This window comes from Pirellulimonas nuda, from assembly GCF_007750855.1.
Lineage (GTDB): Bacteria > Planctomycetota > Planctomycetia > Pirellulales > Lacipirellulaceae > Pirellulimonas > Pirellulimonas nuda.
The window spans coordinates 278,188-298,912 of sequence record NZ_CP036291.1 but is presented as its reverse complement, the minus strand read 5'-3'; the positions used below and the strand labels follow the sequence as shown (position 1 = coordinate 298,912).

The window sequence follows — 20,725 nt, the reverse complement described above, 5'->3', positions numbered from 1 at the left end:
GGTGGCTCAGTGGTGAATCTCGTCACACCGCCTCGGCCACGCGGACGCTCCGCTCGCTCAGTTGTTCGCGGAAGAACGCCACCAGCTCGTCGCGGTGGACGTGGCGGTAGCGGGTGGGGTCGATGCCGGGGAAGCCCATGCCGAGCACCAGCGGGCGGTCGCCTGCGTGGCGGTCGGGGCGCCAGTCGTTCTCAAGCGACTCGGGGATGTGGTGCTCGGCCAGCAGCCGGCCGCGGCAGTAGCGGCGGATGCGTGGGTGCTGGTAGACGTCGCCGGCGCCCTCGGTAGCGTCCGGCATGCGCTCGATCGCCAGCATGTCGCAGTCGCTGCTCCCGTACTCCATCGTGACCACGTAGTAGTCGTCCGACTGCCCGAACCGGCTCTCGTGGATGTAGTCGATGTTGGCCGTGGGGTAGTAATCGACGCTCTGCGGGCCGACCACCATCACGTCTCCCAAGAACCCCGGCTGCAGCATCATCGCCGCGTCGGAACTGACGCGCTCGATCACCTTGTCCGCCATCGCCTGGGCGCCTTCTTCAATGGTGCGCAGCGGCAACGGGTCGCTCGCCCACTGCCGCCCCTCGTAGCGCTCCTCCAAGATGCTGGCCAACGACTGGACGTTGTGCCGGAACCCGTGCATCACGTTCGACATCGTCTTGTGGTAGTCGCGGCTCTGCATCAGGGTGCCGGCGAAGTACAGGTCGGGGAGGTTGGTCGACTCCCACGCGCTGGTCATCATCGGCCGGCGCCCGCACGCGCTCAGCTCCGGGCGGCAGTCCTGGGCGTAGATCGAGTCGTCGAAACGGAAGCCGGTGCACACCAGCACCCGGTCGTAGGCCATCTGGCAGCGCTGCCCGTTGGCGTGCGTGAAGGCGAAGTCGACCACGTACTGGCCATCGATCTTTTGCACGCGCTCGACCGTGGCGTCGAGCACCGCGTTCTGCCCCTTGAGCAAGTAGGTGTCGAGAAAGTTGTTGTTCACGGCCCGCAGGTTGCCCACGTAGTGGCTCTTCCACGCCAGCTTGAGCGGGCTGGGGCTGCAGACGTGGATCGCCCGTGCGTGGCTCACCAGGTGGTCGGCGGTCTCGAAGCCGGAGTTCCCCTTGCCGAGCACCAGCACGCGCTGCCCCGCGTAGTCGCGGCGCTCGACCGACATGTCGGCGTAGTTCTCGGTGAGCTCAGCGCCGGGGAAGTCGGGGACGTACGGCTTGGCCATCCCGGACGCCATGACCAGCACCCGGCAGGTGATCTGTTCGCCGGAGGCGAGCGTCACGACGTAGCCCTCGGGGGAGTCGTCGCGCCGGCAGACCTGGGCGACACGGGCCTCGGTCTGGATGTTGAGGGCGTACTTCTGGGCGAAGTCGCGCAGGTACTGCACCATCAACTTCGCCTGGGGGAAGTAGTCCTCTGTGTACTCGGTCAGCGCGAACGACTCGTCGTCGCAGATCAGCGAGTTCCAATCGTAGCGCAGCCGGCTGCGGCGGTCGTTGTATCCGGTGTGGACCTTGTTGATGGAGATCAACATGTCGTGGCGCGGGAACTTCTCAAAAAACGACCCCGCGGCGGGCGCCCCTTCGAGCAGCAGGTAGTCGCGCCCGGCCTTCTCAAGGAAGTACCCAAGCTGCAAGCCGGCCGGCCCGGCGCCGATGACTAGGTAGTCGTGGTGTTTCATAATTGTTGCGTTGTTCTGTTGGCCTGACGATGAACCACAGAGTCACGGAGAACACAGAGACGGACGGAGGAGCCCACAAATTGCACGAATACAGCGAATCAAGAAACTAGTGGAAAGAGGGTCGGGGCGCGGGCGGTCGACCTTCTCGCCAGCCCTCAACTCTTAGCTTTCAATTCTTTCCATTCGTTTGATTCGTGGGCCTCTTCGTCTTTCTCCGTCCGTCTCCGTGTTCTCAGTGGCTCCGTGGTTAACTATCCTTTGCTTTCAATCTCGTTCAGTATGCTTTCTAGGTCTTCGGCTTGCTCAAGCTGGGCCGTGACGATTAGCTCGGCCCAGGCGGCGATGGTGGATTGGCGGTAGGCCTCGCGGATGGGGAGCTCGACGCCCAGGGTCTCCCGAACGCGGACCCCCAGTTGCATGGCAATCAGCGAGTGGCCCCCCAGCTCGAACAGGCTGTCGTGTACGCCCACGCGGTCGAGCTGCAGCAGCTCGCGCCACCACGCGGCCAGCGCCGCTTCCACCGGCGTCCGCGGCGGCGTGTGCTCGCGCGACAGCGCCAGCCGGTCGGCCGATAAACCGGGGAGCGCCCGGCGGTCGACCTTCCCGGCGCCGCTCCGCGGCAGGCGGTCGAGCGTCACAAACGCGGTAGGAATCATGTACTCCGGGAGCCGGCGGGCGAGGCTCGTGCGGAGCTGCGAAGCGTCAAGCGTGGCGCCCGCGGCGGGCACGCAGTAGGCGGCCAGTGCGTCGGCGGCGCCGCAGCTTCCGACGGCGACGACCGCGGCCTCGGCGATCGTCGGCTCGCTGGAGAGCGCGGCCTCGATCTCGCCCAGCTCGACGCGGTGGCCGCGGACTTTGACTTGGTTGTCGCCCCGGCCGCGGAACTCGAGTAGGCCGTCAGGGCGCCAGCGGACCTGGTCGCCGGTGAGGTACATCCGTGCGTCGGGCGCTGCGGTAAACGGGTTCAACGGGAAGCGCTCGGCGGATAGCTCCGGGCGGTTCCAGTAGCCGAGCGCCACGCCGGCGCCACCGATGGCCAGCTCTCCCCACACGCCCTCGGGCGCCAAGCGGCCCACGGCGTCGAGCACGTAGCACGCGGTCCGCGCGATCGGTCGGCCGATCGGCACGCCGCCGGCAAGGTCGGTGAGCCGGGCGGCGGTGCTCCAGACGGTGGTCTCGGTCGGCCCGTACACGTTCCAGAGGCCGGCCGGCGCGCCCGTCAGCTTCTCGGCGAGGTCGGCCGCCAGGGCTTCACCGCCGCACACCACGCGTTGGCGGGCGTGCGGGCGCCAGCCGGCGTCGAGCAGGGTGCGGTAGGTCGATGGCGTCCCCTGCACGAGCGTGATGGCTTCGCTGAGGGCGGCTTCCGCTAGGGGGCCCGGGTCGGCGGTGGTTGCGTCGCCCGCTATCTCGACCGTGGCGCCCACCGTCAGCGGCAGCATCAACTCGAGCAGTGAGATGTCGAAAGCCACCGTGGTGGAGGCAAGCACACGGTCGTCGGCCGTCAACTCAAACTCTTCCGCGAACGCGGCCAGCAGGTTGGCGACCGCGAGGTGCGGCACCACGACCCCCTTCGGCTCGCCGGTAGAGCCGGACGTGTAGATCAGGTAGGCGGGGTCGTTCTCGTCGTGCCGGGCGTCCCTGCTGGACGCGCCGGCAGTGGCACACGTGGAGCTTTCTTCAAGCAGCCGGTCGATCGTCCAGCAACTGCCATGGAGTTGCGACGCGTGCTCTAGCGTCGCGGCGTCGGTCAGCACCCCCACGGCGCCGCAGTTGGCGATCGCCGCCGCGTGGCGGGCGGGAGGGTGGCTGGGGTCGAGCGGCACGTACGCGGCGCCCGCCTTCCACACGGCCAGCATGGCGGTGAGCGTGTCGATCGAACGCTCGGCCAGCAGCACCACCCGGTCGCCCCGCTGGACGCCCCGCGTCCGCAGCCCGGCAGCGAGGCGGTCGCTGCGATCCAGCAGCTCTGCGTAGCTGAGCAGATGATCGCCGCACGAGACGGCGGCGGCTTCGGGGCGCTCTGCGGCCCATCGCTGGAGCGCGGCCAGCGGTTCTATCGGCGTCGGGTCCGCAGCGGCCGGCGCCGCTAGGCTCAACAATTGGGCGCGGGCGTCGGGCCCGGGCGGGGGCAGCTCGGCCAGCGCGGCGTCGGGCTGGCGTGTGACGTGCTCCAGTAGTTCGCGGTAGCCGCGGGCCATCCCCTCGGCCAGCGCCGTCGGCAGCCGATTGGGGTCGTACACCAGCCGCGCGCGTCGGCCGGCAGCGCCCGGCTCGACGACCAGCGTCACGTCGTACACCGCTAAGCCGCGGTAGTCGGTGGCGGGGTTCTCGGCCCTCAGCCCCCCAAACTGGTCCCCCGTCTGGCCCGCGGGGAGCGTCAGCTCGTCGTACAAGAAGAACGCCTGCGTCAGCGGCAGCCGGTCGGCGACACGTTCGACGCCCGCCGCTTCTACAATGGCGTCCCACTGGCCGCGGCTGTTGGCTACGTCGTTGGCAAAGGCGCCCTGCACTTCTGCCAGCAGCGCGGCGAAGGATCGCTCGCCCGCCACCCGTGCGGCGACCGGCGCGGTCTGCATGAAGCAGCCCGCCGTGTCACGCCACGCGGGGTGGTCGCGGCCCGCGGCCGCGGCGCCGATCACGATGGTTTGGTCACGCGTGTAGCGGGCCAGCAGCCCGTGCAAGCCGGCGAGGTAGACGCTAAACGCAGTGGCGCTGCGCGAAGCCGCGAAGCGATCGACGGAGCGGGTGAGCTCCGCGGGCAGCTCCACCTCAACCCGGGCGACCTCGTCCAGCGATTCCGCCCGACCGCGCTCCAAAGGAAGGTCAATCGCCGCTGGCGCCTCCGCGAGCCGTGCACGCCAATAAGCGGAGTCAACCTCTGGCTCCCCCGCCACCGCCGCGTCGAACCATTGGTAATCGACATCTGGAAGCTCGATCCCGCGGTACAGCTTGCTCAAGTCAGACAATAGCGCCCGCAGCGAGGCGCCGTCCCCCACCGCGTGGTGCAGCACCAGCAGCAGCACCTGGTCTTCGCTGCGTAGCGGCGCCACCGCGGCTCGCAGCAGCGGGGGCGTTGCTAGGTCGAACGGGCGCCAGACGAACGGCTGATCGAGCGCCCAGCGCACCGGGTCGCTCGTCAGGTCGCTCGGCTCGAGCAGCTCGACACGCACCCGCGCGGGGGTCGCGAGCCGCTGCGTCCAGCGGTCTGCCGTCAGGGAGAACCCAATGCGTAGCGCCTCGTGCCGCGCGACGAGCCGCGTGAGCGCGTCTTCCAATCGATCGAGGTCGAGCCGGCCGTACAGCCTCACGGCGACCGGCAGGTTGGCGCCCCCGGGGGCGACCCCTAGTTGATCTAGCAGCAAGAAGCGCTGCTGCGCCGCGGTCACGGGCAACTCTGCGGCGCGCTCGGCCTGGGTGGCTTTGCGTGGCGGCGCGGTAGGGCCGGCCGCGGCGGCGCGGTCGATGGCCGCGGCGACCCCTGCGAGCGTCGGCGAGGCGATCAGCTCCGCCATCGGCAACACCACGCCGGTCCGATCTAAAACGCGGCTGAGCATCTCGATCGCTTGCAGCGACTGGCCCCCGAGCGCGATGAAGCCGCTCTCGCGGCCTACGTGTTCCACCCCCAGCAGCTCGCGCCAGCAGGCCGCGAGCCACGCCTCGGTTTCGGTTGCGGGGGAAGCAAGCGTTTCGCTCGTTGCGGCGCCGGCGTGGTCGCCGCTGTCGGCCCACCACTGGTGCAGCGGCGAGAGCGTCCCCCGCAGGTGGGCCTGCCGGCAGGCGGCGCGTTGGGTTTTGCCGCTTGAGGTCTTGGGGATGTCTCCCACCGCCAGCAGAACAACGCCCAGCGGCTCGACGCCGGTTTCTTCGAACAGCACCGCGCGGGCCCGCTGGCAGAGGGCCGCCAGGTCTTGCCGTTTGGGGCGTTGCACCTCGTGGTAGACGATCAGGCCTTCTTGGTGGCCGCGCCCCGCGGCAGAAAAAACCGCGGCGCTCACCACCGCGCCGCCATCGGGCTTGAAGGCGGGGTCGCTTTCTTGGATCGCGAGCTCTAGGTCGTGCGGGTAGAAGTTCCGCCCGGCGAGGATCAGCAGCTCCTTCCGCCGACCGGTGACCAGCAGCTCGCCGTCGCACATGGCGCCCAGGTCGCCGGTGCGCAGGTAGCCCTCGGCCGAGCCCCCCGCGGGGCCGCCGCGTAGCTGGGCGCCGAACGCCGCCGCGGTGGCTTCTGGGTTGCGCCAGTAGCCCGACGCGACCCCGGGGCTGCGGACCCAGATCTCGCCCACGCCGCGGGTCTCGCGGTGGGTCTCGGGGTCGACGATGCGGACCTCAACGCCCGGCGCCGGCGGGCCGCAACCCACCAGCTCGCGCGTGGTCGAGGCGTCGGTCGCGGGCTCGATACGCCCTTCGGAGAGCGCGTCGGCGTCTACTTGCCGCACCAACGGCGGCGCGCCGTGGCCGGCGACGCTAATCATCAGCGTCGCCTCGGCCATGCCGTAGGCAGGCACAAATGCTTCTTCGCGGAAGCCGTACGGCGCAAACCGCTCGGTGAACCGGCGCAGCGTGTCGGCCCGCACCGGCTCGGCGCCGGAGACCGCTACCTGCAGCCGGCTCAGGTCGAGCCCCTCGCAGTCGGCGTCGGTCACTTTCCGCAGGCAGAGCTCGTAGCCAAAGTTGGGCGCGGCGGTGCTGGTGGCGCCGAAGTGCGAGATCGCCCGCAGCCAGTTGGCCGGGCTACGCATGAAGTCCAGCGGGCTCATCAACACCATCTGCCGACCGGCGAATAGCGGCAGCAGCACGCCGCCGATCAGCCCCAGGTCGTGGTACGGGGGCAACCACTGCAGCGCCACCGCGTCGGGCACGTCCAGCAACTGCTCCAGCGACCGCAGGTTGTACATCAGGCCCTCCATCGAGATGGCCACCCCCCGCGGCGCCGCCGTGGTGCCGGAGGTGTACTGCAGCAGCGCCGTCTTGGAGGGGTCGATCTTGACCGGCTCGAACGTCTGTCCCGCGGCCCGGTCGAGCATGTCGATCTCGATGGCGCCGCCGGTGCACAGCCCGCGGACGACCCCCGAGGCAGGCCCCAGCGTGAGTGACGAGCCGATCAACAGCCGGCACTGGGCGTTCTGGACGATCGCTTGCAGCCGCGGCAGCGTGCGGGCGATACGGAAGGGGTCGGGGGGGTACACCGGCACCGCGATGGCGCCGGCGTAGAAGCAGCCCACCAGGGCCGCCACGTAATCGAGCCCTGGTTCCAAAACGATCAGCACGGGCTCGCCACTGGCGCCCCGTGCTGCCAGCTCTGCGGCCACTATGCGTGCCCGGCTGTCGAGCTCTGCGAACGAGAGGTCGCGGGTCTCTCGCTGGCCGTCGATCAAGAAGCGGAACGCGATGCGGTCTGCGGCGGCCTGGCCCCGCCAACGCGCCACATCCACCAGCGACCGCATGCCCCAATGCCCGTCGACGGCGGGAACATCGATGCGTGGGGGCTCGACCGGCGCGTGGCAGAGTCGTTCCATCGAGTCGCGGTAGGAGTGCGTGGGGAGGGGAACGGGGCGGTGACGTGGGACGCCTATCTCACCTTAACGGCCGGGGTCGCCGACGGTTTCATCGGATTCTGTGGCATCCCTGAAAATAGGGCCACACGCCGGAGGCGCGTACCGACGGTAGGGCCGGTAGGGAAAGATAGCAAAGATGGCGCCTGTTGCAGGCGATTAAAGAAAAAACGCAGGAAACTGCGGTTTCCCGGGCCTTTTCGAGGCGGGGCCGAGGCGCGGGGGCCCGCCCGGCGGGCCCCGCTGTCAGGAGGGTGGCTGATGGGAATCGAACCCACGACTTCCAGAATCACAATCTGGCGCTCTAACCGACTGAGCTACAGCCACCGTAGGCCAGGCAGGGCCTGGCGTTGTTTTCTGCCGTAAAGTCAGGCACAGCCTGACCTACCGCGATCATTTTGACGACATCGATTCGCGGGCCCGCGGGGCGCTACCTCCGCCGCCATCCGACCAGCGTCCAAGCCGCCAAACTGCCCAGCGCCGCTCCCGCCAAAAAGGCCAGCCAAAACGAGGGGGCTTCGGCAGGGGTCAAATGGGCCAGGATCAGCATAGCGGGTCTCCGCGGGGAAGGACACTTGTACCGGCATTCTCGTCCCAGGACACACGCGATCAGGGCCTAGGTTCGGCCCCGTCGCCGCCTGAGCCCTGCAAATTAGCGTCGGCGGTCGCCTCCGGCAAGCTCTGCACCCACCGGCGGTAGCCGGAGTCGAGCTGCTGCGCTTCGCGTCCTAGACGCCTCGGCAAGTCTTGCGGGTCGTCCTCGCCGTTGTAAACGGCCCGCAGGTGCTCGACAAACGCCGGCCTGAGGGCGCCCTCCTCGGCCTCCATCAGGTAGGCCGCTAGGCCCGCCATCTGGCTGTACAGGGGCGGCAGGTCGGTGCGGCGTTGCAGGTCGCGCTTGCCGAGCGCGGCCAGCTCTGCAAACGGCACATAGTAGCCTTCGGCCAGCCGCTGCCGCGCCGCCGGCAGCCGGCCCGCGTCGGGGCCCCCCAGGGTGTAGCGATCCCCGCTGCCCCGCAGCGACTCCATGTACAGAGCCACCCCCTCGGTCGCCCAGAAGTTGCCCAGCCGGCCGATCTCTTTGGCCGTGGGCTGGCACTCCTGAAAGAGCTGGTGGGTCGCCTCGTGGTACAGCGTGGCGCGGGCCAGCTCGCCGCCGCGCTGGTCGAGATTGGCAAAGTGCGACTCGCGCAGGTTGTCGAAGTAGATGCCGATCGTCTCGTCGATCCGCGGCTGCCGGCTCCGCAGCGCCGCCACGTACCCCTGCTTGTCGCGGTGGTAGACCAGCTTCATCGGCCGCCGCCACGCACGCGGGCCGCGGTCGCCGGCGAACAACGCCGCTGCCTCGCGCCGGTCGGTGTTGAAGTCGGCGAAGAGCGCCCGCCACACGTCCAGCAGCGCTTCGAGCTCCTGCGACAACCCGGCCGCGGCTTCGAGGCTGTCGTTGGTGGTCACCAGCCAGTGGTCGGACTGCACCTGCCAGCCCCGCTCGATCGTGGCGTGCCGCGCAGCGTCGTCCTCTTTGCTGATCCACTTGGAGCCCAACGGCCGCTCGCCTGCTTCGTAGCGGGGCAGGTCGTCGGGCTTAATCCAGCCGTAGCGTCCGTCCCACACCAACCCGCGACGCGCCATCCGCGCGCCGTAGGGGGTGGTCCAGCCGTCGCCCGTGCGCGTGTAGCCCAGCACGCGCCGCGCCTCGGCGTGGTCCGGGTCGTGCGCTAGCGCCTCGCCGGCCAGGCGGAACGCCTCGGCGGCGCGGCCCGCCTCGGCCGCCTCACGCGCCCCCGCGAACAGGGCTTCGGCGCGGGTGGAATCGGGCGACGTGTTGGGCTCTAGCGCCGAGGGCGCCACCAGCTCCATCGGCGCAGCGACCGCGCACGACGCAACGAGCAGGCAGTGCAGCACGCAGTAGCGGAGCATGAACGTCACCAAGAACCCCCATCGTGCCGACCTCAGGTCGGCGCGTACCCCCCGCAGATGGATCGCGGGGACACTTCTAGTGTAGTTCACCGCTGCGTGGGTCGCTCCGACCGTAGGCCGGCAGCTCTTGGGCACTCGCCCCTCACCCCTCGCCTCTCATTCCTCCGCAAACGCCGCGTCGAACTTCACGTTGCTGGGGGCGAAGTCGAGCTTCTTAACGAACTCCGCCGCCTCCGCGGCGCCGTGGTCGCGGTCCATGCCGCAGTCTTCCCACTCGACCGACAGCGGGCCTTGGTACCCGACGACGTTGAGCGCGCGGATGATCTCTTCAAAGTTCACCCCCCCCCGGCCCGGCGAGCGGAAGTCCCAGCCGCGGCGCGGGTCGCCGAAGTTCAGGTGGCTAGAGAGGATGCCGCTGCGGCCGTTCAGGGTCACCAGCGCGTCTTTGACGTGCACGTGGTAGATGCGTTCGGGGAACGCCCGGATGAACTCCACCGGGTCGACCCCCTGCCAGATCAGGTGGCTGGGGTCGAAGTTGAAGCCGAACGCGTCGCGGTTGGCGATCGCCTCGAGCGCGCGCTGCGCAGAGTAGATGTCGAACGCGATCTCGGTGGGGTGCACCTCCAGCGCGAACCGCACGCCGCACTCGTCGAACACGTCCAGGATCGGGTTCCAACGCTCCGCGAACTGCGCGAAGCCGGCGTCGATCATCGCGTCCGAAGCCGGCGGGAACGAGTACAGCATCGGCCAGATGGCTGAGCCCGTGAAGCCGTTCACTACCTCAACGCCAAACCGCTGCGCGGCGCGGGCGGTTTGCTTGAGCTCTTCGGCGGCGCGCTCGTTCACTCCGGCGGGGTCGCCGTCTCCCCACACGTGCGGCGGCAAGATCGCTTGGTGGCGGGCGTCGATCGTGTCGCACACCGCCTGGCCCGCCAGGTGGGCGCTGATGGCGTGGCACTGCAGGGAGTGTTTGTCCAGCAGCGCCCGCTTCTGCTGGCAGTAGTCGGACTCCTTCATCGCCCGGTCGACCTCAAAGTGGTCGCCCCAACAGGCCAGCTCCAGCCCGTCGTAGCCAAAATCGACCGCTTTTTGGCACATGGTTTCGAACGACAAATCGGCCCATTGGCCGGTAAACAAGGTGACGGGGCGGCCCATGAAAGTCTCCGGTTGACCTGAGGCGCGGCTATACTTGCCGCATGAAGAGATTACTGGTGTTGATCGCATTCGCAGCGGCCCAAATCACTGCAGCCCTGTCCGCGGCTCCCCTGTGGGGGGCGACGGTGAGCGTTGAGCTGATCTCCGACCGCGGCATGCAAAGTACCGCCGCGCAACAGTGGCTGCAACTGTTGTCCGATGCAGGGGCGGTGAACGTACGCCTCCGCGGCGGCCGACCGGGCGACGAGCCCCGCATCGAAGACCTCAGCGGCCGCGGCGCAGAAATCTACAAGCTCACCGGCGTGCTCACCTCCCGCGACGAGCTGATCTTCCCCGGCGCCAAGTTCGGCCTACGCGACCGCCAGAAGCTGCGCGATTATTTTGCTGACCTCAAGGCAGACGGCGCCGCGGCCATCACCGCCCCCAAGGGGATGTTCGGCCTGACCGAGCCGCAGTTCAAGTCGGTGTTCGACGACCTCTCGACCCCGCTGACGATCGACACCGAGGGCCGCCCGCTAGAAGAGGTGCTCAGCGACGCGGCCGCCCGGCTGCGGCTGAGGCTCTCGGTCGAGCCGCGGGCCGCCGGCGTGCTGCGCAGCGCGGGGCCGGTGCAGGGCGACTTCGGCCCGCTGTCCGCCGGCGCCGCGCTGGCCGGCATGCTGCGCGGCGCGGGGCTGGCGCTGCGGCCCGACAAGCCGCGCGGAGAAGAGGTGCAGCACTTGGTGTTCGTAGCGGGGGAAGCTGCCCGCAAGGACTCCGACGGGGCGTGGCCCGTCGGCTGGCCGGTGGAGACCAGCCCGCGCGAGGCGGCGCCCATTCTGTTTGAGTTCCTCAACGTTGAGGTCGACGGCTTCAAGCTGGCCGAAGCGATGGGCGCCATCACCCCCCGGCTCGGCATGCCGGTGCTGTGGGACACCCGGGCCCTGGCGGAGAAGAAGATCGACCCCGCCACAACCCCGGTCCAACTGGCCCGCACCCGCACCTACTACAAGCGGCTGCTGGACAAGCTGCTGTTCCAGGCCCGGCTCAAGGCTAACCTCCGCGTCGACGAGGTGGGCAAAGCGTTCCTCTACATCAGCACCAGCGGCGCAAAGTTGTAGGATGGGTCGAGAATGTAGGATGGGTTATCCGCGGAGCGGCAACCCATCCGTAGCGGAATCGAAGTTGGCCGCAGAGACTCAGCGCGTGTACCCGTCGCAGATGGGTTACCCCTATCGGGGATAACCCATCCTACAAATCGGCAATACTCGCTACACGCGAGCGAACAGCTCCTAAAGCACGGTCACGACACGCAGGTCGTCCGCTGTCCTCTCAATCCTAACGACTTAAACCTAACACCTACAACCTAACACCTCCGCAACATGCCCCTGCTCCCCTCGACCTGGACCGTCCCCGACGTATTCCGCGATCGCTTGGGGGACGACGTCGGTCGGCAACGCCTGATGCAGGCCGACGGACACACGCTGCTGGTGCTGCACGCGCCGCCGCAGGCGGACCAAGACAACCGCGAGGGGCGGTTCTTCTGGCGTGACCCGCAGGGCCAGTGGTCGCCGGGGGGCATGGTGCACGGCCAGCTCGCCATCGGCGAGCTGCTGGCCGAGTACGAGAAGGCGCTCGACCGGGTCGACGCCCAGGAAGACACCGCCAGCAGCGCCAAAGAATACTTCGACCTGATGCGTACGCTCCACCCGCTGACCCGCGCCACGCACAACCTGCACACGGTGCTGCAGAAGGCCCGCGAAGAAATCCCGGACGACCGCCGGCTGATCGTGCTCCGCGACAAGGCGTACGCGCTGTCGCGCCAGGCGGAGCTGCTGCAACAAGACGTGCAGAGCGCCATCGACTACGCCATCGCCCGCCGCGCCGAAGAACAAGCAGAGTCGGGCGCCCGCCAAGCCACCGCCGCCCACCGCCTGAACGTGCTGGCCGCGCTCTTCTTCCCGATCGCCACGCTGGGCGCCATCTACGGCATGAACCTGCAGCACGGCCTCGAGGGCATCGACGCCCAGTACGGCCCGTGGCCGCTGATGGGCATGATCGCGGGCGGGCTGGCGGCGGGGGCGGTGATCGCGGGGATCGTGACGCGGAAGTAGGCGTGTAGGGTGTACGCAGTACACCGAGCAGCTGGGAAGACTTCAGCAACGTGGTGTACTGCGTACACCCTGCACGACCGCTCCGCGACGACACGCAGGCCGCCCGCTATCCTCCACTAGATCGCTTGTGCGTCCCCAATACCCAGCCCCGTCCGCCGTGGCGGACCCGCCGATGATCCGCGTCCACGACCTCACCCACCACTACGGCGTCCGCCCCGTGCTGCGGGACATCTCCATGGACGTCCAGACCGGCGAGCTGGTCGTCCTGCTGGGGCCCAACGGCATGGGCAAGAGCACGCTGCTGGGGTGCCTGGCCGGGGTGCTGTGGCCGCAGCGCGGGTATGTCGAGTTCGACGGCGTCCGCCGCCGGCAGAGCGCGCGGGAAGAGTACGACCTGCGGCGCCGCTGCTACTACCTGCCGGACGACGCGTGGCTGCCGCTGGCCAGGACGGGGCGGGAGTTCCTGATCGCGGTCGGCCGGCTGTACGGCGTCGACTACCTGCGGCTGTTCGAGCACGCCGACCGGCTGCTGACGCTGTTCCATTTGATCGAGCAGGGAGACAGCCCCATCCAGAACTACAGCACGGGACAGCGGAAGAAGATCGCACTCGCCTCGGCCCTGATCGCCGAAACCCCGTACTTGTTAATGGACGAGCCCTTCTCCGGCGGCCTCGACCCGGCCGGCATCGTCGCGCTCAAGGGGGTGCTGCTGGGGCTGCGGGGCGACCGCGGGCGGACCATCGTGATGACCACGCCGGTGCCGGAGCTGGTAGAAGAGCTGGCCGACCGCGTGGGGGTGATCCGCGGGGGCGAGCTGGCGGCTTATGACTCGGTCGATGCGCTCAAGCGGCTGGCCGACCACGACCAGTCGTTCGAGACCACGCTGCAAGAGCTAGTCGACCCCGATACGCGTTCGAACCTGGAGGCCTACTTCGCGCCGCTCCCCGGGGAGGACGACGCTTGAACGCGCTGCGGAGGAAGCTGCTGCACGGCGTGCGCGAAGTGCTGCCGCACGACCACTACCTGGCGCTGTTCGCCACGGCCTACGCAGCCGTGTGGGGGTTCCTCTACCTGCCTTACACGTCCCGCGGATACCAGCCACTGGTTCCGGTAGAATACCTGTGCGGGCTTTCGTGCATCGCGGCGGCGGGCTACGGCCTGTACCGGGTCTCCTACTTCCACCCGGCGCTGCGCCCCAGCTACGCCGCCTGGCTGGCGCACACCCCCTGGCGGTTCCCGCAAACGCTCCCCAACGGGCCGCTGCTGCTGATGTGGAAAGACGCCGTGCTGGTGACGGTGCTCGCGGCCGTGGTGCCGGGTCAGGGCTGGTACCGCGCCGCGCCGGCGCTTGCGTTCGTGGCGGCGTACTCGCTGGCGACCATGCTCGCCGCGCTGCGATGCCGCGAGCCGGTCGGGTTCTTCGGGCTGTTGGTGCTGGTCGGTGTCGTGCTGTTGTGCGACCCGTTCGGGCTGTACCGCCCGCAAAGCATCCCGGTATTCGCGGCGGTCGCCGGCGCCGCGTGCGCGCTCGACGCCGTATCGCTCCGCCTGTCGTTGATGCGGCTGGCCAACCAGCAGGCCCAGCAAGCTACCCTGGACATCGAGACCTACACGCCCGGCGACCCTACCGGCATCGGCTGGCCCCTGGCGCCGCTGCTGATCGAAAAAACCGCCGGCGTCACCCGCAGAAGATATGCGATGCCGGCGGCCGCTACCGTGGCGTGGCTCACCTTCTGCACTTGCTCTATGTTCTTTCGCGGCGGCAGCATCGATCGCATGATCCGCGGCGACGGCTACGTCTACGCGTGGCCGTTCTTGTTCGTGGCCATGTATCGGACCGGCTGGTACTGCTCGAACTACCCGTCGCCCATCTCGCTCGTGGGGCGCATCGCCACGCGCCGGCTGATCATCCCGCGCTACGACGCGGTATTCCTGGCGCCGCTGGCCATCGTGGCGGTCGGCCTGGTGCTCCCGTGGCAACTCGAGAACCTGGGCGCGCCGTTCGGCCTGGCCTTCGGCCTGCCGCTGGGGCTGGCCGTGTGGATCGCCCTGGCCGCCCCCCCCACGCTCCAAGACTGGCGGCTCACCGGCGCCCACCGCATCGCGCGGCCGCCGAAGAAGCGGAAGTCGTTCAAGCTGGAGTGAGCGGAGAACCTCCCCCCCGACGACCCGTAGGGCGTCGGCTACCCGCCCCCCCGGGGCGATCCTTTTCGTGGCCTGGTGACGTATACTACCTAGCCCCTAGATTCCCGCCCTCACCCTCAGATCCGCACCCAGCATGCCATTCCGACTGATCCTCTGTTTTGTGCTCGCCGTTGCCGCCTCTGCCACCCAGGCCCTTGCCTATGAGGAGGCGTGCGTCTGCCGCTACTGCCAACAAGCCCGGGCGCTGGCCGAACGCGGCGCCCCCGGCCCCGACGTGCCCGAGGACGCCGACACCGGCAGCAAGTTTGCCCCCGACCGCGTGGTCGACGTCAAGCGGATCGCGATCGACGTCACCCCCGACTTCAAGCAGCGGACTATCGAGGGGACGACCACGATCACGTTCGACCCCATCGGCGCGAAAGTACGCGAGGTGGTGCTCGACGCGGTCGATCTGCGGATCGAGTCGGTCGAGGCGACGCAAGAGATCGAGGAGTACGTGTCGACCGATAAGAAGCTGACGATCTTGTTTAAGCAACCTTTGAAGAACGGTGAAGACGCAAGCGTTACCGTCAAGTACACGGCCGAGCCCAAGCAGGGTCTCTACTTCCGCACGCCGGAACTGGGCTACCCCGAGGGGGACACGCACATCTGGACCCAGGGCGAGACGCATGAGGCGCCCCACTGGTTCCCCTGCTTCGACTACCCCAACGAACGCTCCATCACCGAGGTCACCTGCCGGGTCCCCGAGGGGATGACCGTCGTCTCCAACGGCAAGAAGGTGGGCGAGAAGGTCGACGCCAAGACCGGCCTCAAGGCGGTGCACTGGGTCCAAGAGAAGCCGCACGTCAGCTACCTGGTCTGCCTGGTGGCGGGCAACTTCCACAAGCTAGAAGACAAGCACAACGACACGCCGCTGGGGTTCTACACGCAGCCGTCGCTGGCCGAGCACGCCCCCAACGCGTTTGCCGACACACGCAAGATCATGGCGTTCTATGAAGAAGAGATCGGCGTCCCCTTCCCGTGGGTGAAGTACGACCAGGCGACCATCCTCGACTTCACCTCCGGCGGCATGGAGAACACCTCGCTCACCACGCTGACCGACCGCACCGTCAACCCGAAGTCCATCACCGAGGTGCGCCCCAGCTACGGCCTCGACGCCCACGAGATGGCCCACCAGTGGTTCGGCGACCTGGTGACCTGCAAAGACTGGAGCCACCTGTGGCTGAACGAGGGCTTCGCCACCTTCTATACCCACCTGTACGCCGGACACCAGTACGGCCGCGACGAGATGCTGTACGGCCTGTACCGCGACGCCACGGGCCGCGTGCTCAGCGAGACCAAAGACACCCGCCCCATTGTGTACCGCGACTACAAGGACGCGTGGGAGCAGTTCGACTTCCGCGCGTACCCCAAGGGGAGCTGGGTGCTGTACATGCTCCGCTGCCAGTTGGGCGAAGACGTCTACCGCCAAGCGATCACCAGCTACCTCAAGCGGCACCAGCTCTCCAGCGTGGTGACCGCGGAGCTCATCGAGGAGCTCGAGAACACCAGCGGCAAGTCGCTCGACCGGTTCTTCGACCAGTGGGTCTTCCACGGCGGCACGCCCAGCCTGAAGGTCACCTACAAGTGGCTCCCGGAAGACAAGCTGGCCCACGTGAACGTGAAGCAGACGCAAGAAGTCAGCGACAAGGTCCGCCTGTTCCACCTCCCCTCCAAGCTGCGCTTCTACGTTGACGGCGAGCCGACGGACCACCAGGTCGAGATCACCGGCAAGGAGCAAGACTTCTATGTGCCGCTCACCGGCAAGCCGGAGCTGGTGCGTTTCGACCCTGCGTACACGCTGCTGGCCACCGTCGACTTCAAGCTGCCGCAAGAGATGCTGGAGAAGCAGCTCGAGAATAAGGACGACATGATCGGCCGGCTGCTGGCGGCCGAGGCGCTATCGAAAGAAGACAACCACAAGTCGGTCGCCGCGCTACGCAAGGCGCTCAACGAAGACCCCTTCTACGGCGTCCGCAAGGCGGCCAGCGAGGCCCTGCGCAAGCTGCACACGGACGAGGCCTACACCGCCCTGGCCGAGTCGCTCGACCAGCCCGACCCACGTGTGCGGCTCGCGGTGGTGGAAGACCTCGGCAAGTGGTACCGTCCCGAGACGCTGCGCCGGTTGCGCAGCGTTGTTGAGAACGAAGAGAACCCGATGATCGTCGCGGCCGCGGTGCGGGCCGCGGGCAAGTTCGGGGGCGAGGGGGCGCAGCGGCTGGTGGCCCGTGCGATAGACGAGGAGTCGTTCCGCAACATCGTGGCCAGCGCCGCGATCGAAGCCGCCGGCGACCTGGCCAACCCGCGCCTCGCCGAGGCCGCGCTGAAGAAGCTCGAAACCTCACGGCACGGCTTCTCCGACCGCGACTACGGCGCCGCGCTCAAGACCACCGCCGGCCTGTACCGCGACAAGAAAGAAAAGGCGCCGGCCCGCAAGCTGATCGAATCGGCCCTGACCGACCCCTCCACCGCCGTCCGCGGCGCCGCGATCGAAGCCCTAGGCGAGCTCCGCGACCCGCAAGCCATCCCCGCGCTCAACACCCTCACAGGGGTCGAACACCCCCGCTACGCCGGCGCCGCCAAGAAGGCGATCGAGAAGATCGAGCAAGAAACCCCGCTGACGCCGCAGGAGGTGTCGGAGCTGCGGAAGCTGGTGCGTGAGCTGCAGGAGCAGAGCGACAAGCTCAAGGAGTCGGTCGATTCGCTGAAGGAGAAGAAGGAAGCGAAGGGGGAAGAAGGTGAGGACGAGGAGTCGGAGGACTGAGCCGACGGCGTTCGCCGTGAGCAACGCGCGGTTGGGTGGCTGGGGTCGAAGCCGTTAGGCGGAGCCCCCAGCAGCGGCTCGTTCTGACTCTGACATCCATCGAGCCGCTGCTGGGGGCTACGGCTGACGCCTACGACCCCAGCCACCCGCCGCGTAGATCCAATCGAAAGCCCCGGAGGGGCGACGGCAAGTCAGATCATCATCGCGCCGTCGCCCCTCCGGGGCTTCGTAGCGCTCGGGTGAACCGTTCCAGGGGCTGGCGCCCCTGGCTATACGCCGCCGCCCCTCCGGGGCTGGTCTGATCAGTTTGACAACCGGTCGTTCGCGTCAACGGCAACCCATTTTCGGTGGGGACAAAGGCATGCACGAAGACCGCGGTAACGGCCCGTCGACGTTCGTTCCGCGCCCAGTCCTTGTGCTGGGGATAGCGCTGTGGTTGCTGCTCACCGTTGCAGGGTGCTGGAGGGAGTTCGCCGAGAACGATTATCCTGCTGCCGTCTTGCTTTTCGGGATCGGGATCACCGCGCTCGCCATGGCCTGCGTGTCCGCGTGGTGCGTGATGTTGGCAGCGCTGCTGCTGACCTGGTCGCTGCCGTCGCGTCGCGGTCGGTTTCGGGCAGAGCTATCGGAGTGGACGCTTAGCTTTCTGTTTATCACTGCGGTCGGAGTGGCGCTGTTGTTCCTGGGAGACTAGCTTGTAGGATCGGTGGCCCAACCCAGCGGTAACCCATTCCCGGCGACCTCCCCGGTGGGTTACCCCTGACGTGGATAATCCACCAGCTAATCCAGAGAATCTTCAGCCGCCGTGATCCAGGGCCTTTCCACCGTCAAGCATGAATTGCCCGACAGCCCCAATGGCTGCTTCTGGTACTTCATCGGGTTCTGCGTGTTCGCGGCATTGGTGGTCGGGGTCGTCGAGTGGTTGTCGTAGACGTCGACTGGCTCAGGCCCGGAGGGCCGGCGCCCCAGGCTATGCGCCGGCGCCCCTCCGAGGCTGGTTGCGCCTGTGTGGCTACGGACCACGGACCACGGGCAACGGGCTGCCGCTTACATCCCGCCGCAACTGCCCACACGCCGCGTTGATCGCGTCCCCCTTCCGCTGCCGGAAATGGATCGCCACGCCGCCGCGTTCTAGCACCTCGCGGAACGCTTGCTGCGCGGCCGGGGTGGGGGTTTGGTAGGGGAGGCCCGGGACCGGGTTGTAGGGGATGACGTTGAGGATGGTCTCGCGGCCGCGGAGCAGGCGGGCCAGCTCGGCCGCGTGGTGGGGGGAGTCGTTCAGGCCGCCGAGCAGCACATACTCGAAGGTCATTCTTCTCCGCGAGGCAGCGAAATACTCGTCGGCCGCTTCTAGGATCGCCTGGATGCCGATCTTGTCGTTTACCGGCACGATCTGGTTGCGGAGCTCGTCGTTGGGGGCGTGCAGCGACACCGCTAGGCGGTAGTGGGGGTCGTGCCCGGCCAGCTTGCGGATGCCGGCCGGCAGGCCGACCGTGCTGACGGTGATCCTACGCGGGCTGATCCCCAGGCCGTCCTCGCGGCTTGCCTCGGCCAGCGCGGGGAGCAGGGCCGGCAGGTTGGCCAGCGGTTCGCCCATCCCCATCACGACGATGTGGCTGACGCGCTCGTCGGGCTCCAGCAGGTGCTGCAGGCGGAGCATTTGCTCAACGATCTCGCCGGTCGAGAGGTTCCGGTCGACGCCGCCGATGCCGCTGGCGCAGAACACGCACCCCATGCCGCAGCCCACCTGGGTGCTGATGCAGAACGTGCGGCGCAGGCGGCCGCGGATGAGCACGCACTCAACCTGGCCCCCCTTTTCCAACTGCAGCAGCAGCTTCTCGGTGCCGTCTTCGCTGCGGTTGTGCTTGAGGATGCTGGTGCGCCACAAGGGGGTCTCGGCCGCCAGCTTCTCGCGGAGCGCCTGGGGCAGGTCGCTCATCGCCTGCCAGTCGGCGGCCCGGCGTGCGAACAGCCAGCCGCGGATTTGCTTGGCGCGGTACGCGGGGAGGCCGTGCTGCTGGCGCAGTTGTTCGAGGCCGGCGCTGATGTCGTCTAGCAGGTGCATAGGTCGGTAGGGTGCGATGAAGCGCAGCGGAATCGCACCCTACAACTGGCGCACGCGGCACTTGTTGGGTTAATGTCCGCTGGCGGCGATGGCGGGCGCCCAGGTGCAGATGGCCCAGGCGCGGGGGGCGGCCAGGTCGATCAGCGTACGCGTGTCGAGCACGATCGCGGGGCCCGACGCATTGCGCAACGGGGTCGAGGCGCCTAGTAGCGCGCTGAGCGGGTCGGGCTTGCGCTCGTACTTCACGCAGCGGACATTGGAAGCGGAGACGCCGGCCAGCTCCGCGGTGCGGGCGATGGCGTCTTCGACGAAGCCGATCTGGTCGACCAGCCCGCGGGTCTCGGCCTGCTGGGCGGTGAAGATCTGGCCGGTGGCGGCCTCGTCGATCTCCTTGGGCTTTTCGGCCAGCTTGGGGCGGCCCTCGGCGACGATCTCCTTGAAGCGGTTGAACGTCTGGTCGACCAGCGTTTGCAGGATCTCGCGTTCTTCGGGGGTCATCTCCTTGGTGGGGCTCCCCATCTGCTTCAGCGGGCCGCTGGCCACCGAGTCGTCCTCTACCTTCCAGCTCCCCAGCAGCCCGGAGAGGTCGTAGTGGGGGATGATGACGCCGATGGAGCCGGTCCAGGTGGTGGGCTCGGCGAAGATGACGTCTTCGCGGGCGCCGTCGCCGGCCGCGGCGGCCATGGCGATGTAGTACCCGCCGCTGGCGCACAGGCTCCCCATGCTCACCACGACGGGGATCTTGCGGTCTTCCCGCAGCTCGTTCAGGTGGTGGTAGAGGTAGTCGCTGTAGGTGACGGTGCCGCCGGGGGAGTTGATCCGCAGCACCACGCCCTTAACGCTCTTGTCCTCGCGGACGCGGTCGATTTGCTTCTTGACGAAGTCGTCTCCCTCCATGATGGAGCCGTCGACGGCGATGATGGCGATCTTCTGCTCGGCCGTCTTGCTGAGCGAGTGGTATTTTTCGTCGGGCCCCTCGCCGGCGCCGAAGTAGCTCTGGTACTGGGCGGCCATGCCGGCCATCACCATCAGGCAGATCCCCAGGGCGATCAGCAGCAGTTTGCCGAACCGCCCGAACATGGTGGTGCGTTCCTGAATAATGACCTGGCGCGGCTGCGGCTCGGTGGGGGTCATGACGTCTTTGTGTGGGGGGGAGGGGGATCTGTAGAGATTGTAAGAGAAGCAGCGCGGCGGGGCGAGCCGGGCCGCTTTGGGAGGGATGACCCGAGACCAAGCCCCAAGGACCCAGAGGGCCTGCCGGGTGCGGCATATGGGTCATTGGGGCTTGGTCATCGGTCGTTTGAGTCTGCTGGCGCC

Annotated in this window: 13 protein-coding genes and 1 tRNA gene; 7 read left to right on the top strand and 7 right to left on the bottom strand. The window is 68.1% G+C overall.

Annotated features, from left to right (window positions below; translation table 11 throughout):
* Positions 1-22: 22 nt before the first annotated feature.
* The 5 genes from Pla175_RS01150 to Pla175_RS01130 all read right to left on the bottom strand — a co-directional run bounded on the left by Pla175_RS01150 (position 23) and on the right by Pla175_RS01130 (position 10,302).
* The gene (locus Pla175_RS01150) at positions 23-1,672 is read right to left on the bottom strand and encodes an NAD(P)-binding domain-containing protein (protein WP_145280495.1); all 1,650 of its coding nucleotides are present in this window, start codon (positions 1,670-1,672) and stop codon (positions 23-25) included.
* Between the two features lie 251 nt (positions 1,673-1,923).
* Positions 1,924-7,191 carry a non-ribosomal peptide synthetase gene (locus Pla175_RS01145; protein ID WP_145280494.1) on the bottom strand — a complete coding sequence of 1,756 codons (5,268 nt, stop codon included), beginning with the start codon at positions 7,189-7,191 and terminating at the stop codon, positions 1,924-1,926.
* 289 nt (positions 7,192-7,480) lie between these two features.
* Positions 7,481-7,554 (bottom strand) — tRNA-His (locus Pla175_RS01140).
* A gap of 282 nt (positions 7,555-7,836) precedes the next feature.
* Positions 7,837-9,237, bottom strand: coding sequence for a hypothetical protein (locus Pla175_RS01135; RefSeq protein ID WP_145280492.1), 1,401 nt, complete (start codon positions 9,235-9,237; stop codon positions 7,837-7,839).
* A gap of 66 nt (positions 9,238-9,303) precedes the next feature.
* The gene (locus Pla175_RS01130) at positions 9,304-10,302 is read right to left on the bottom strand and encodes a sugar phosphate isomerase/epimerase family protein (protein ID WP_145280490.1); all 999 of its coding nucleotides are present in this window, start codon (positions 10,300-10,302) and stop codon (positions 9,304-9,306) included.
* Positions 10,303-10,343: 41 nt separating this feature from the next.
* On the opposite strand from Pla175_RS01130, the gene Pla175_RS01125 reads away from it, so the two are divergent.
* The 7 genes from Pla175_RS01125 (at position 10,344) to Pla175_RS26720 (ending at position 18,274) form a co-directional block, all read left to right on the top strand.
* Positions 10,344-11,402: a hypothetical protein gene (locus tag Pla175_RS01125; protein WP_145280488.1), complete on the top strand. Its 1,059-nt coding sequence runs from the start codon at positions 10,344-10,346 to the stop codon at positions 11,400-11,402.
* 261 nt (positions 11,403-11,663) lie between these two features.
* Positions 11,664-12,395 (top strand): CorA family divalent cation transporter, encoded by a 732-nt coding sequence (locus Pla175_RS01120; protein ID WP_145280486.1) that lies wholly within the window; start codon positions 11,664-11,666, stop codon positions 12,393-12,395.
* A gap of 172 nt (positions 12,396-12,567) precedes the next feature.
* On the top strand, positions 12,568-13,359 hold the full coding sequence (locus Pla175_RS01115) for an ABC transporter ATP-binding protein (protein WP_145280484.1): 792 nt from the start codon (positions 12,568-12,570) through the stop codon (positions 13,357-13,359).
* Positions 13,356-14,540 (top strand): hypothetical protein, encoded by a 1,185-nt coding sequence (locus Pla175_RS01110; RefSeq protein WP_145280482.1) that lies wholly within the window; start codon positions 13,356-13,358, stop codon positions 14,538-14,540. Before Pla175_RS01115 ends, Pla175_RS01110 begins: the two co-directional genes overlap by 4 nt.
* Before the next feature lie 133 nt (positions 14,541-14,673).
* Complete coding sequence (locus Pla175_RS01105) at positions 14,674-17,343, top strand: M1 family aminopeptidase (RefSeq protein WP_145280480.1); 2,670 nt, start codon at positions 14,674-14,676, stop codon at positions 17,341-17,343.
* Positions 17,344-17,704: 361 nt separating this feature from the next.
* The gene (locus tag Pla175_RS01100) at positions 17,705-18,037 is read left to right on the top strand and encodes a hypothetical protein (RefSeq protein ID WP_145280478.1); all 333 of its coding nucleotides are present in this window, start codon (positions 17,705-17,707) and stop codon (positions 18,035-18,037) included.
* Positions 18,038-18,148: 111 nt separating this feature from the next.
* A complete protein-coding gene (locus Pla175_RS26720) occupies positions 18,149-18,274 on the top strand; it encodes a hypothetical protein (protein ID WP_261342796.1) in 126 nt (41 codons plus the stop codon).
* Positions 18,275-18,355: 81 nt separating this feature from the next.
* Here the strand turns inward: Pla175_RS26720 and rlmN are convergent, their stop codons facing one another.
* Together rlmN and sppA are read right to left on the bottom strand one after the other, a co-directional pair.
* A complete protein-coding gene (gene rlmN / locus Pla175_RS01095) occupies positions 18,356-19,408 on the bottom strand; it encodes a 23S rRNA (adenine(2503)-C(2))-methyltransferase RlmN (RefSeq protein ID WP_145280476.1) in 1,053 nt (350 codons plus the stop codon).
* Between the two features lie 69 nt (positions 19,409-19,477).
* Positions 19,478-20,542 (bottom strand): signal peptide peptidase SppA, encoded by a 1,065-nt coding sequence (gene sppA, locus Pla175_RS01090; protein ID WP_145280474.1) that lies wholly within the window; start codon positions 20,540-20,542, stop codon positions 19,478-19,480.
* Positions 20,543-20,725: the final 183 nt, after the last annotated feature.

Coding starts and splice junctions, on each gene's coding strand:
- Pla175_RS01100 (WP_145280478.1), top strand. CDS start 17,705: ATGCACGAAGACCGCGGTAACGGCCCGTCGACGTTCGTTCCGCGCCCA.
- Pla175_RS01125 (WP_145280488.1), top strand. CDS start 10,344: ATGAAGAGATTACTGGTGTTGATCGCATTCGCAGCGGCCCAAATCACT.
- Pla175_RS01105 (WP_145280480.1), top strand. CDS start 14,674: ATGCCATTCCGACTGATCCTCTGTTTTGTGCTCGCCGTTGCCGCCTCT.
- Pla175_RS01115 (WP_145280484.1), top strand. CDS start 12,568: ATGATCCGCGTCCACGACCTCACCCACCACTACGGCGTCCGCCCCGTG.
- sppA (WP_145280474.1), bottom strand. CDS start 20,542: ATGACCCCCACCGAGCCGCAGCCGCGCCAGGTCATTATTCAGGAACGC.
- Pla175_RS01150 (WP_145280495.1), bottom strand. CDS start 1,672: ATGAAACACCACGACTACCTAGTCATCGGCGCCGGGCCGGCCGGCTTG.
- Pla175_RS01145 (WP_145280494.1), bottom strand. CDS start 7,191: ATGGAACGACTCTGCCACGCGCCGGTCGAGCCCCCACGCATCGATGTT.
- rlmN (WP_145280476.1), bottom strand. CDS start 19,408: ATGCACCTGCTAGACGACATCAGCGCCGGCCTCGAACAACTGCGCCAG.
- Pla175_RS01120 (WP_145280486.1), top strand. CDS start 11,664: ATGCCCCTGCTCCCCTCGACCTGGACCGTCCCCGACGTATTCCGCGAT.
- Pla175_RS01130 (WP_145280490.1), bottom strand. CDS start 10,302: ATGGGCCGCCCCGTCACCTTGTTTACCGGCCAATGGGCCGATTTGTCG.